This is a genomic window from Pseudomonas hamedanensis, assembly GCF_014268595.2.
Taxonomy (GTDB): Bacteria; Pseudomonadota; Gammaproteobacteria; order Pseudomonadales; family Pseudomonadaceae; genus Aquipseudomonas; species Aquipseudomonas hamedanensis.
Genome location: NZ_CP077091.1, coordinates 491133 through 503317, shown reverse-complemented (window position 1 = coordinate 503317; position 12185 = coordinate 491133). Strand labels below are relative to the sequence as shown.

Annotated in this window: 10 protein-coding genes; 7 read left to right on the top strand and 3 right to left on the bottom strand. The window is 60.9% G+C overall.

What is annotated here, in order from left to right; translation table 11 throughout:
* Positions 1 to 339 precede the first annotated feature (339 nt).
* From HU739_RS02225 to HU739_RS02210, 4 genes are all read left to right on the top strand, one after another.
* Positions 340 to 1689, top strand: a complete 1350-nt coding sequence (locus HU739_RS02225; RefSeq protein ID WP_186546670.1) for an MFS transporter — start codon at positions 340 to 342, stop codon at positions 1687 to 1689.
* Between the two features lie 99 nt (positions 1690 to 1788).
* Positions 1789 to 2481: a fumarylacetoacetate hydrolase family protein gene (locus tag HU739_RS02220; protein ID WP_186546671.1), complete on the top strand. Its 693-nt coding sequence runs from the start codon at positions 1789 to 1791 to the stop codon at positions 2479 to 2481.
* A 33-nt stretch (positions 2482 to 2514) separates the two neighbouring features.
* Positions 2515 to 3273 (top strand): SDR family oxidoreductase, encoded by a 759-nt coding sequence (locus tag HU739_RS02215; RefSeq protein ID WP_186546672.1) that lies wholly within the window; start codon positions 2515 to 2517, stop codon positions 3271 to 3273.
* 31 nt (positions 3274 to 3304) lie between these two features.
* Complete coding sequence (locus HU739_RS02210; protein ID WP_186546673.1) at positions 3305 to 4261, top strand: 2-hydroxyacid dehydrogenase; 957 nt, start codon at positions 3305 to 3307, stop codon at positions 4259 to 4261.
* A 750-nt stretch (positions 4262 to 5011) separates the two neighbouring features.
* Here HU739_RS02210 and HU739_RS02205 read toward each other — a convergent pair.
* Together HU739_RS02205 and HU739_RS02200 are read right to left on the bottom strand one after the other, a co-directional pair.
* Positions 5012 to 5353 (bottom strand): YajG family lipoprotein, encoded by a 342-nt coding sequence (locus HU739_RS02205; RefSeq protein ID WP_186546674.1) that lies wholly within the window; start codon positions 5351 to 5353, stop codon positions 5012 to 5014.
* A gap of 86 nt (positions 5354 to 5439) precedes the next feature.
* Positions 5440 to 6084, bottom strand: a complete 645-nt coding sequence (locus HU739_RS02200) for a class II glutamine amidotransferase (protein WP_186546675.1) — start codon at positions 6082 to 6084, stop codon at positions 5440 to 5442.
* Positions 6085 to 6251: 167 nt separating this feature from the next.
* Here HU739_RS02200 and HU739_RS02195 point away from each other — a divergent pair, with 167 nt between their 5' ends.
* Positions 6252 to 6497, top strand: coding sequence for a hypothetical protein (locus HU739_RS02195; protein ID WP_186546676.1), 246 nt, complete (start codon positions 6252 to 6254; stop codon positions 6495 to 6497).
* A gap of 32 nt (positions 6498 to 6529) precedes the next feature.
* Positions 6530 to 7024, top strand: coding sequence for a PaaI family thioesterase (locus HU739_RS02190; RefSeq protein ID WP_186546677.1), 495 nt, complete (start codon positions 6530 to 6532; stop codon positions 7022 to 7024).
* Between the two features lie 132 nt (positions 7025 to 7156).
* Here the strand turns inward: HU739_RS02190 and HU739_RS02185 are convergent, their stop codons facing one another.
* Complete coding sequence (locus tag HU739_RS02185) at positions 7157 to 9352, bottom strand: OsmC domain/YcaO domain-containing protein (RefSeq protein ID WP_186546678.1); 2196 nt, start codon at positions 9350 to 9352, stop codon at positions 7157 to 7159.
* A 222-nt stretch (positions 9353 to 9574) separates the two neighbouring features.
* Between HU739_RS02185 and HU739_RS02180 the strand changes: the two genes are divergently transcribed.
* Positions 9575 to 12184 (top strand): bifunctional diguanylate cyclase/phosphodiesterase, encoded by a 2610-nt coding sequence (locus HU739_RS02180; RefSeq protein ID WP_186546679.1) that lies wholly within the window; start codon positions 9575 to 9577, stop codon positions 12182 to 12184.
* Position 12185: the final 1 nt, after the last annotated feature.

Sequence of the window (12185 nt, the reverse complement as noted above, 5' to 3'; positions counted from 1 at the left end):
TTATGTTTTTGGACAGGTTCGCCAAAGCTGTTTCCCTCAAGAAAAAACGTTCTAACACCTCGGTTGATTTAGCGATGTTGTACGACCACTGTAATGACCAACGCAGCCCAACCTCTTTCAAAAACAATCAAAGGTGCGCACGTCATGATCCTGCTATTCCCCCTCGCCACCCCTCTCGACCTCACTTTGATGACAGTCGCAGACCGACGTTGTTGAACGTCTGAAGCCTGCGCTTCAGCCACGCCCGCTTCACGTTCGATTGCCCTGCCCGCCATCTACGGGCAACGGCGTCGGCTGCTCGAAAAATCTCGACTCTTCTAACAATAACGAGGTCTTTGCATGTCCAACTCTCATTCCTCCAGTGCCACCGTGCCGCCGGTGATTGCCGGTTCACGCGATGCCGTCTCGGCACAGCGACTGCCAACCCGGCGGCGCTGGTTCATGCTGTCGTTGTTGCTGATTGCGACGATCATCAATTACATCGACCGTGTGAACATCTCGATTGCCGCGCCCTTCATGGCCAAGGATCTTGGCCTGGACAAGATCCAGATGGGCCTGATCTTTTCCGCCTTCGCCTGGACCTACGCCCTGGCGCTGGTGCCGGCCGGTTTCATCGCCGACCGTTTTGGCTCGCGCTTTACCTACGGCGTTTCGCTGATCAGTTGGTCGACCGTCACCGTCTGCCAGGGTTTCGCCACCGGGTTTGCCTCGCTGTTCGGCCTGCGCCTGGCCGTCGGCGCCATGGAAGCTCCGGCATTTCCGGCCAACAGTCGTGCGGTCACTGTGTGGTTTCCGGCGCGAGAACGCGGGCTGGCCAGCAGCATCTACGTCTGCGGCCAATACCTGGGCACGGCGCTGTTCACCGGTGCGCTGCTCTGGCTGGCGACCACTTTCGACTGGCGCCACGTGTTCTACAGCACCGGCGCACTCGGCATCGTGTTCGGTGTGTTGTGGCTGTATCTGTATCGCGATCCGTTGAACTGCAAAAAAGTCAGCCAGGCAGAATTGCAGTACATCGAAACCGGCGGCGGTCTGGTCAAGAGCAGCCAGGAACGCACCCGCTTCAACTGGCGGCAGGTTGCCGAACTGTTCAGCTATCGGCAGGTCTGGGCGATCTGCATCGGCAAGTTCGCCAGCACCTCGGCGCTGTACTTTTTCCTGACCTGGTTCCCGACCTACCTGATCGAAGAACGCAAGCTGACCATGATCAAGGCCGGGATCTTCGCCGTGCTGCCATTCGTGGGCGCCACGGTGGGGATTTTGCTGGCCGGCATCGTCTCGGATCTGCTGATCCGTCGCGGCTATTCGATGTCCTTCGCACGCAAGCTGCCACTGGTGGTCGGTTCGATGCTGGGCATGTCCATCGTGCTGGTGAACTTCACCGATTCGAACCTGATCTGCATCGCCGTGCTGACCATCGCCTTCTTCGCCCAGGGCATCGCGTCCTCGTCGTGGGCGGCAGTGTCGGAAGTGGCGCCGAAAGAGCTGATCGGTCTTACCGGCGGCGTCACCAGCCTCGCCGCGAACATCGGCGGCATCGTCACCCCGATCGTGATCGGCGCCATCGTCCATGCCACCGGCACCTTCGCTTACGCCTTCTGGTTCATCGGCGGTGTGGCGCTGATCGGCACCCTCTCCTACTCGTTGCTGCTCGGACGCTTGTACCGCATCGAGCTGAAAGTGCGCTAAGGCGAAAAAACCCGTTTTCTCCAAACGCAGGCGGCTTTCGTCCAACTTCGCCGACGCCAGCCGCCGTACGCTGCTATTTCAAACAGGATGCCCCGCAGGATGAACATGACCGAATACGTCTTTACTCCGGATCTGCCCGTGACCTTGCCGGTGCTCGGCACTGACCAACGCTTCCCCGTCGGCCGGGTGTTTTGCGTCGGCCGCAACTACCCGTGGCCCGACAGCCAGGGCCAGTCGCGCCAGCCACCGGTGTTCTTCATGAAACCGGCAAGCTGTGTAGTCGATGCCGTCGGCGACGTGGCCTTCCCCACGCTGTGCGAGGACTTCGTTCACGAAATCGAACTGGTGGTGGCCATCGGCGAAGGCGGCGCCAACATTCCCGAGGAACAGGCGCTGGCCTACGTCTGGGGCTACGCCGCCGGCCTCGACCTGACCCGCCGTGATGTGCAGCGCGCCGCCAAAAGCAACGGCTTGCCGTGGGAAGGCGCCAAGGTGTTCGACGGTGCCGCGCCAATGACCGCCGTCGTTCCGGTAAGCCGCTCTGGCCATCCCGAGGGTGAGTTATGGCTGAACGTTAATGGTGCAGAACGCCAGCGCGACAACCTCGACAGCCAGATCTGGTCAGTCAGTGAAGTGATCAGCCGCATCTCGCAATCCGTGGCACTGCGCGCCGGCGACCTGATCATGACCGGCAGCCCGGCGGGCGTCGATGGGCTGCAACCAGGCGATGTGATCAACGCCGGCATCGACGGCATCGGCCAACTGGAAATGCGCGTCGGCCCACGGACCTGATCCGTCGGCCTTTGAAAACAGGAGAACAATAAAATGACCACCCCTTTGAAAGTCGCGTTGGTGACCGGAGCCGGCAGTGGCATTGGCCGCGCCGTGGCGCTGGGCCTGATGGCCGACGGCTTCACTCTCGTGCTCGCCGGACGCCGGCCCGAGCCCTTGCATGCGCTGGTCGAATTGGCGCAAAGCCAGGGACACTCGGCGCTGGCGGTGCCCACCGACGTGCGCGACCCGGCCAGTGTCGACGTTCTGTTCGCCACCGTTGCCGAGGTCTATGGCCGCCTCGACGTGGTCTTCAACAACGCGGGGGTCAACGCACCCGCCGTGCCGCTGGATGAACTGACGTTCGAGCAGTGGCGCAACGTGATCGATACCAACCTGAACGGGGTGTTCCTCTGCGCTCGCGGCGCCTTCGGGATAATGCGCAAGCAGCAGCCACAGGGCGGACGGATCATCAATAACGGTTCGATTTCTGCGCACACCCCCCGCCCGTTCAGCAGCGCCTATACCGCCAGCAAACACGCCGTGCTGGGCTTGACCAAATCCCTGGCGCTCGACGGTCGCGAATTCAACATCGCCTGCAGCCAGATCGACATCGGCAATGCCCTGACGGAAATGTCGGTACGCATGACCCAAGGCGTGCGCCAGGCCAACGGCAGCATCGCCGTGGAGCCGATGGTCGAGGTCAAACACGTCGCCGACGCCGTGCGCTACATAGCCGGCCTGCCGCTGTCGGCCAACGTTCTGAACATGACCGTCATGGCCAGCGCCATGCCGTTTGCCGGCCGCGGTTGAGCCGGCCTTTTTATTGCGTAACGAGGTAGCCATGAAGCCAGAAATCCTGCAACTGAGCCCGATCCTGATCCCCGAAATCAATACGCGTCTGGACGAACTGTTCACCGTGCGTCGCTACTTCCAGCAAACGGACAAGCCCGCGTATATAGAAGAACACGGCGCCAACATTCGTGGCGTCATCACCGGCGGACACACCGGCATCAGCCAGGCGCTGATGGCGCAACTGCCGAACCTGGAAGTGGTCGCGGTCAACGGCGTCGGCACCGACGCCGTTGACCTGGCCTACGCCCGCGACCGCGGCATCCGCGTCACCGCCACCATCGGCGCCCTCACCGAAGACGTCGCCGACCTCGCTATCGGCCTGCTGATCTCCGTGTGCCGCGGCCTGTGCACCAGTGATCGTTACGTGCGCTCCGGCCAATGGCCGCACAGCCCGACACCGCTGGCCCCGCTGCCCCTGGCCCGCCAGGTATCGGGCATGCGCATCGGCATCGTCGGCATGGGCCGCGTCGGCCGCGCCATCGCCGTACGCGCCGCTGCCTTCGGTTGCCCGATCAGCTACACCGACTTGCAACCGATGAGCGAAGTACCGCACACCTTCGTCGCCGACCTCAAGCAACTGGCGCGCGACAGCGATGCGCTGATCCTCGCCGCTGCGGCTGACAAGGGTGAAGCGATCGTTGATGCGCAAGTGCTGCATGCGTTGGGCAAGGACGGTTATCTGATCAACGTGGCGCGGGGCAAACTGGTGAACGAAGCCGATCTGGTTGCGGCGCTTTCTGCCGGCGAAATTGCCGGGGCCGCGCTGGATGTTTTTGTCGATGAACCAAACGTGCCGCAAGTGTTGTTTGGCAACGAACAGGTGGTGCTGCAACCGCACCGCGCAAGCGCCACGTTGCAGACCCGCACGCGCATGGGGGAAATGGTGGTGGCGAGTCTGGTAGATACGTTTGCGGGGAAAGTGCCGGTTGGGTGTGTGACGGGGTGAATGCGTAATGGAGCGCCGTTCACGATTGCGGCACACACCGCCTTCGCGAGCAGGCTCACTCCTACAGTTTGGATTGGGTGCATCCGGTGAAAATTGGTCGGCTGGCAGGCCGCCTTCGCTGGCAAGCCAGCTCCCACAGGTTTCGTGGCTTGCTGGAATTCACCAGCACTCAGATCCCCCTGTAGGATTGGGTGCATCCGGTGAAAAAAGGTCGGCTGTCAGGCCGCCTTCGCGAGCAGGCTCGCTCCCACAGAAAAGCAAAGCAAAGCAAACCGCGTTGGCTTCTAACCACTCAACACAATGAGCGTTAGCTCGAGTAACGCTCTTGATCTTGATGCACGGCGCCCGTCGGAAGGCTGAGTGGAGGGATTGATCCGGGCGTGGGAGCGCAGCGACCGTACGACGAAGTCGTACACAGCGAGAGGAGGTGCAGCGAAGCAAACCGGAGACGCTGCGCCCGGATCGATCCCGCAGCGAAGGCACCCCGAGCCACAGCGAGGGGCCGCACGTCAGGGCAAAAGGCCTTTGGTTACTTTGGGCCCCCAAAGTCACCCGCCGTCAGGGCGGAACCCTAAGCAGCCGTTACCGCAGCAACGGATATACCCCCCAAACCACCCAAAACCTGGTCGGCCCAAAGGCCGCCAAGTCCAAAAAAAAAGCCCCACAACCAACAACCGGTGTGGGGCAAAAAAATTGGTTGGTTGCGGCCAACCAAAGGAGCTCTGTCAAAAACCCATCCAGGCGCTCAGATCAAATGCAATCCTGAGCCGCCCGCTCAAAACTCGACGGCAACAAATTCGACGCCAGCAAATGCCGCTCATAAATAAACACCTTGCCGCCCTTCCCGTCTTTATAAGCCTCGAGCACGTTATCCGCCGCGACCTTGCTCGGCACCACAATCCGATAACTACGCTGACTCTGCGAAACCGTTGGATTCAACGCACTGCCCTGCAACTTCGGCACGACACAATCGGCGTACTGCGCCGGCGTCTTGCTGGTTTGCAACGTCAGGGTCGGATCGTTCGGCGCAGAGGCGCAGCCAGCAAGCAGCAACGAAGCAAAAGCCATCACAGGCACAAATAAAGGACGCATCGGGGTAATCCTGAAAAATAAAGGTTCGGTTCAACCGGCAACGGTCCAGCCTCACGGAGCCGCCGTTGCCATCTACGTTTTAGTGTTCAGCTCGACGCCACCAGCGCTTTGAGCGACACATCGAATTGCTTCAAGGCGTCAAGTTGCAGGTCACGTTGCTGATTGATCCGCGCAGCGATCTGCGGCGCCGCCTGGTCATGCACCCAGACCGAGGGCAGTTGTTGCTCGATCGCCCCTTCAGCCTTGCCGATGTATTGCAGGTCAGCGTCGTAGAACCGCGCGGAAAACCGCGCCTCGACGAGACTGTTGCGCTGCGTCAGCAGACGGTTGAACGTATCAAGCTTGACCACGATGTCCGGATGCGCCTGCACCAATGCATCGAGATTGTCGTAGACGGTCACCGAGACAAACTGCTGCTGCAACGAACTCAGCAACCAATCCATGGCCAGCTCCGGGTCGGAGCTGCCGACAAAGGCCTCACGAATCCGCGAATCCAGTGCGTCTTTCGCGCCGTTCAGCGCCATGTCGTGGTAACGCTCCAGGTATTGCAGATTCTGCAGAGTGTTCTCGCTCAACAGCACACCCACGGTCTGCGTGTGCCGCAACGTCGACGCACTGGCGGCGATGGGCTGCAAGTGGCACGACGTGGCGGCGTCTGCGTAAGCCGGTGCAGTGGCAACCACCCCGCCCATCAGCAGGGCGATCAAAGCCAGTCGTGTCAGCGTCTTCATCGCGCATTTCCTTGAGCTGCGTATTCGATGGAGGCGATTTTCCGCCTGTTGCCGGCAAAGCAGAACTTGCGTTTCTTGATGGTCACTATTACTTCTAGCAATAGTTGCCTGCCGAACAGACTGAGGCACACTCACAACAAGCATAAAAATCAACCGAGGATCTCGCCTTGAGAACGTTCGACCTGATCCGTGACGCCGTACTGCCTGACTTCCGCGACCGCGTGGCGGAGTACCTGGTCCAGTACGAAACCGTCCTGCTGGACAAAAACACCCGCGATCCGCAGCTCGTCAAAGACACCGCCCATCAATTGCGCGGCTACCTGCGCGGGCTGAACACCACCCGCGTGCTGGGCATGGCGTACTGGGAAGAGCTGGATCGCCGCGTCGTCGATACCTGGCTGACGCCCGCCTGACCGCACTCTTCTACTTCAGGATGACCACGCTCATGTCCAGCCTCGACATTCCCCTGCAAGACCTCGCCGCCCCCGAAGGCGTTTGCTACGGCTGCGGCGGCCGCAATCCGCACGGCCTGCACGTCAAAAGCCGCTGGGACGACGACGGCGTGCACGTCATAGCCGAACACCTGCCCGACGCCCGTTACTGCGGCTGGCCAGATCTGGTCTACGGCGGGTTGATCGCCATGCTCGTCGACTGTCATTCGAACTGGACAGCCATGGCCTGGCACTACCGCGCCGAACACCGCGAAGCCGGCAGTCTGCCGCGCATCGACTGCGTCACCGGCAACCTTGGGATCAAGTTCATCAAGCCGACGCCGATGGGCGTGCCGCTGATTCTGCGCGCGCGTGTCGAAGGCGATGTCGGGCGCAAGACGCGGGTGATTTGCGAAGTGTATGCGGGGGAAGTGCTGACGGCGGTGGGCGATTCGGTGTTTGTGCGGGTGGATACGGGGCAATTGGCAGATGCGGCGCACGGCCGTTAGCCGGGCTACGGCGCTACCCCTGTGGCGAGGAAGCTTGCTCCCGCCAGGCTGCGAAGCAGCCCTCTCTTCGTCATCACGAAAACAGGCCTGCTGCGCACCTCAGCGGGAGCAATCCCTCGCCACAGTTGACGGTCAGACCGTCACATTCGCCCGCGCCGCATGCAGCTTCTTATAGCTCTCAATCAAGCGCAGATGCCGGTCCAGCCCTTCCAGCTTCATGCTCGTCGGGGTCAAGCCGTAGAACCGCACGCTACCGTTGACCGAACCAATCGCCGCATCCATACGCTCGCCACCGAACATCCGGCGGAAGTTGGCTTCGTAATCTTCCAGTTGCAGATCCTCGTCCAGTTCCATCTCCAGCACGACGTTGACGGCTTGATAAAACAAGCCGCGCTCAACCGTGTTGTCGTTGTACTGCAAGAACGCCTCAACCAGATCCTTGGCTTCGTCAAACTTCTGCAAGGCGAGGTAGATCAGCAAACGCAGTTCCAGAATCGTCAACTTGCCCCACGGCGTGTTGTCGTCGAACTCGATGCCGATCAGCGTGGTGATGTCGGTGTAATCGTCCTGCTCGCTGCGTTCCAGACCCTGGACGAGGTTACGCAGGCCGACTTTGCTGAGGTTGTGCAGATTAAGGATGTCGGCGCGAAATTGCAGGGCTTTGTTGGTGTTGTCCCAGATCAGGTCTTCGACCGGGTAGATCTCCGAGTAATCCGGCACGAGAATGCGGCATGCCTTGGCGCCGATGTGCTCGTAGACCGCCATGTAGACTTCTTTGCCCATGTCTTCAAGGATGCCGAACAGGGTCGCGGCTTCTTCGGCATTGGAGTTTTCGCCTTGGCCTGAGAAGTCCCACTCGACGAATTCGAAGTCCGCTTTGGCGCTGAAGAAGCGCCATGACACCACCCCACTGGAGTCGATGAAGTGCTCGACGAAGTTGTTCGGCTCGGTGACGGCCTGACCGGAGAAGGTTGGCTGCGGCAAGTCGTTCAAACCTTCGAAACTGCGGCCCTGCAACAGTTCGGTCAGGCTGCGTTCCAGGGCGACTTCCAGGCTCGGGTGGGCGCCGAACGAGGCGAAGACGCCGCCGGTGCGCGGGTTCATCAGGGTCACGCACATCACCGGGAATTCACCGCCCAGCGAGGCGTCCTTGACCAGCACCGGGAAGCCCTGCTCTTCCAGGCCTTTGATGCCGGCGAGGATGCTCGGGTATTTCTCCAGCACTTCCTGCGGTACGTCCGGCAGGGCCATTTCGCCTTCGAGGATTTCGCGCTTGACCGCACGTTCGAAGATTTCCGACAAACACTGCACCTGCGCTTCGGCCAAAGTGTTGCCGGCGCTCATGCCGTTGCTCAGGTAGAGGTTTTCGATCAGATTCGACGGGAAGTACACCACTTCACCGTCCGACTGGCGCACGAACGGCAGCGAGCAGATGCCGCGCTGGGTGTTGCCCGAGTTGGTGTCGAACAGGTGCGAGCCACGCAGTTCGCCGTCGCGGTTGTAAATGCCGAGGGTGTAGTCGTCGAGGATTTCGCTTGGCAATTCGTCCTTCGGCCCCGGCTTGAACCATTTTTCGTCCGGGTAATGGACGAACTCGGCGTTGGCGATTTCCTCGCCCCAGAACTGGTCGTTATAAAAGAAGTTGCAGTTCAGGCGCTCAATGAACTCGCCCAGTGCCGAGGCCAGCGCGCCTTCCTTCGTGGCGCCCTTGCCGTTGGTGAAGCACATCGGCGAATGCGCATCGCGAATATGCAACGACCAGACGTTAGGCACGATGTTGCGCCACGAGGCGATTTCGATCTTCATCCCGAGGTCGGCAAGAATCCCCGACATGTTGGCAATGGTCTGCTCCAGCGGCAGGTCCTTGCCGGCGATGAAGGTGCCCCCCTCCGAACCGGAGTGCGGCATCAGCAGCGCCTGGGCGTCGGCGTCGAGGTTGTCGACTTCTTCGATGATGAACTCGGGGCCAGTCTGCACCACCTTCTTCACGGTGCAACGGTCGATCGAACGCAGGATGCCCTGGCGATCCTTGTCGGAGATATCGGCGGGCAATTCGACCTGGATCTTGAAAATCTGGTTGTAGCGGTTTTCCGGGTCGACGATGTTGTTTTGCGACAGACGAATGTTCTCTGTCGGGATGTTGCGCGTGTCGCAGTACAGCTTGACGAAGTAAGCCGCGCACAAGGCCGACGACGCGAGGAAGTAGTCGAACGGCCCCGGCGCCGAGCCATCGCCCTTGTAACGGATGGGCTGATCGGCGATCACCGTGAAGTCGTCGAACTTGGCTTCAAGTCGAAGGTTGTCGAGAAAGTTGACCTTGATTTCCATGCGGGATTACCAGAATACGGCTAAACGAATGGCGGCCATTATCCGGTTTTTGCGCGGGAAGTCTCGCCCTTTCGGGAATGGCCGCCGGCCGGTGCCGCTGGGATTTTCGGCAAATTCGCTACACTTCGATCAATTGCAGACCACGCGATCCCGACATCAATCTGAACATTGTGCCCGCGCCATTGTTCTAGATTCAGTAGACACCGGATCAAGGACGAGCACATGGCCGATTCCGTTTCCGCGCCACCCCAGCCCAGCCCGCAACGCGCAGTCACCCGACGCCTGGCCATTGCAGTCGGCGCACTGTTCGTCGCCGGGGTCATCGCCGCCATCAGCGCCCTGCTGAGCATCGCCAGTCAGCTGGACAGCCAGGATGTCGAGCAAAACCGCTTCTATTCGGCGCGTGCCCTGGAAAATCGCATTACCACCTCGAAGAACTACATCACCAGTTACGCCTACTGGACCACCGCCTATGAGGCACTGAGCGGGCCAGTCGACATCAACTGGGCCTACACCGAGCAGAACATGGGCAAGACCTTGTTCACCAGCGACGGTTACGACGGCGTGTTTGTGCTGGACCGCAATGCCACCAAATACGCGGTGATACGCGGGCAAATGGTGCAAACCGATGTCTCTGCGGTGCTGCAGGTGCCCGCCGCCGCGCTGTTGGACCCAGTGCTCAGCCAGCCCGACCTGACCAAACCTGTCGCCACTTATTCGCTGTTCGAAGGCTGGCCGGCGCTGATCACTGCCGCCGCGATCATTCCCAATGACGAACGCCCGCTGGATGAGCTGAAGAACACTTCGGTGCTGGTGTTCGTCGACAAGCTGACGCCGACCAAACTGCGCAAAATCGGTAGCGGTTATGGCCTGACGAATCTGACCCTGGCCCCGGACGACACCATTGACGCCGCGCAGCCACGGGTGCCGCTCGACAGCACCGGCTACAGCCTGATCGCCGATCTGCAGCGGCCCGGCCAGCAACTGTTGTGGTCACTGGTTCCGCCACTCGGCGCAACGATGGTCGTGCTGATGCTGCTGACCGCGTACTTTTTCCGTCACGCGTTGCGCTCCTCGCAATACGTCGACAACAGCATCCACGCGATGCAAGCGTCGAATCTGGCGCTTGAGGCGGCCAACCATGCGCTCGAGGCCAGTGAGGAGCGCTTCCGGGCTGTCGCCGAGGCGGCTTCGGACTGGATCTGGGAAGTCGATGGCGACTTGTCGCTGACTTATCTGTCGGCGCGTTTCAGCGAGGTCACCGGTTACCCGCAAGCCCTGTGGCTGGGCAGAGCGATCGGTGCGTTGCTGTCCTGCGACACCACGCCCCTTGAGCTGTGGCTGAAGAAACTTACCGAAGAAGCCAATAGCAGCGATCTGCGCTGCACCTATCGCGACCAGTCCGGGCAGCCCCGGCACTGCCGGCTTTCTGCCAGGCCGATCTTCGACAAGCATCGCGTCATCGGCTATCGCGGCACCGCCAGCGATATCACCGATGAAGTCGCCGCCCACGCGCAGATTCAGCACCTGTCCATGCACGATGCCCTGACCGGCCTGCCCAATCGCAATAAGCTGGCGCGCTACCTGGACGACGCATTGCAACTCAAGGAACACGCACCGGCGCTGTCGCTGCTGATGATCGATCTCGACAATTTCAAACCGATCAACGATTCCCTCGGGCACCCGGCCGGCGACGCCGTGCTGCAAGAAGTCGCCGCGCGCCTGCGCGAATGCACCCGTGAACATGACATCGTCGCCCGTCTCGGTGGCGATGAATTCGTCGTGGTGCTCAACGGCATGGACAGCCACCACGAGATCGACAAGTTCTGCACCCGCCTGATCGACAGCCTGCATCAGCCCGTCCTCTACGAACAGCATCCGCTGCACATCGGCGCCAGTGTCGGCATCGCCCTCAGCCGCCGTCACGGCTTTGTCGCCAGCGACCTGATCCGCTACGCCGACATCGCGTTGTATCAGGCCAAGTCCGACGGCAAGAACACCTGGTGCTATTTCGAAGCGCACATGAGCGACCAGATCCAGACCCGGCGGCAGATGGAGGATGATCTGCGCCGTGCGCTCAAACACAACGAGTTCGTCCTGCACTATCAGCCGCGCTACAAGGTCGATGGCAAACAGATCGTTTCGGTCGAGGCTCTGGTGCGCTGGCAACACCCGACCCAGGGTTTGCTCGGGCCGGACGTGTTTATTCCGCTGGCCGAGCAGACCGACCTGATCGTCCCGCTCGGCCGCTGGGTGCTGCGCGAGGCCTGCGAAACCGCGCTGGAGTGGCCGCAGGATGTCCTGCTTTCGGTCAATCTTTCCCCCGCGCAATTTGCCTTGAGTGACGTGGTCGAGGATGTTCGTGATGTGCTGGTGCAAACGCGTTTCCCGGCCAGTCGACTGGAACTGGAAATCACCGAAAACGTCATGCTCAACGACACCGACGGTGCGCTGACCACCATGAACTCGCTGAAAGAACTCGGCGTGCGCCTGAACATGGACGACTTCGGCACCGGTTATTCGTCCCTGGGCTATTTGCGCGCCTATCCGTTCGACGGGATCAAGATCGACAAACGTTTCATCGCCTCGATCAGCAGCGGCACCAATGACCGTGCCGTGGTGCAAGCGATCATCGGTCTGGGCAAGGCCATGGGCCTGACGGTTACCGCTGAAGGGGTCGAGACCGAAGAGCAACTGGCAATTCTCGGCAAGGATCAATGCAACGAGGTGCAGGGTTACTTCATGAGCCGGCCGATCGACAAGGCAGCCTTCGCCGACTTGTTGCGGGCTTCGCGCTTGTCAGCGGCGGGCAAAAAGGGTCGGGTGACATGAC

Coding starts and splice junctions, on each gene's coding strand:
- HU739_RS02190 (WP_186546677.1), top strand. CDS start 6,530: ATGTCCAGCCTCGACATTCCCCTGCAAGACCTCGCCGCCCCCGAAGGC.
- HU739_RS02205 (WP_186546674.1), bottom strand. CDS start 5,353: ATGCGTCCTTTATTTGTGCCTGTGATGGCTTTTGCTTCGTTGCTGCTT.
- HU739_RS02210 (WP_186546673.1), top strand. CDS start 3,305: ATGAAGCCAGAAATCCTGCAACTGAGCCCGATCCTGATCCCCGAAATC.
- HU739_RS02215 (WP_186546672.1), top strand. CDS start 2,515: ATGACCACCCCTTTGAAAGTCGCGTTGGTGACCGGAGCCGGCAGTGGC.
- HU739_RS02200 (WP_186546675.1), bottom strand. CDS start 6,084: ATGAAGACGCTGACACGACTGGCTTTGATCGCCCTGCTGATGGGCGGG.
- HU739_RS02225 (WP_186546670.1), top strand. CDS start 340: ATGTCCAACTCTCATTCCTCCAGTGCCACCGTGCCGCCGGTGATTGCC.
- HU739_RS02220 (WP_186546671.1), top strand. CDS start 1,789: ATGAACATGACCGAATACGTCTTTACTCCGGATCTGCCCGTGACCTTG.
- HU739_RS02180 (WP_186546679.1), top strand. CDS start 9,575: ATGGCCGATTCCGTTTCCGCGCCACCCCAGCCCAGCCCGCAACGCGCA.
- HU739_RS02185 (WP_186546678.1), bottom strand. CDS start 9,352: ATGGAAATCAAGGTCAACTTTCTCGACAACCTTCGACTTGAAGCCAAG.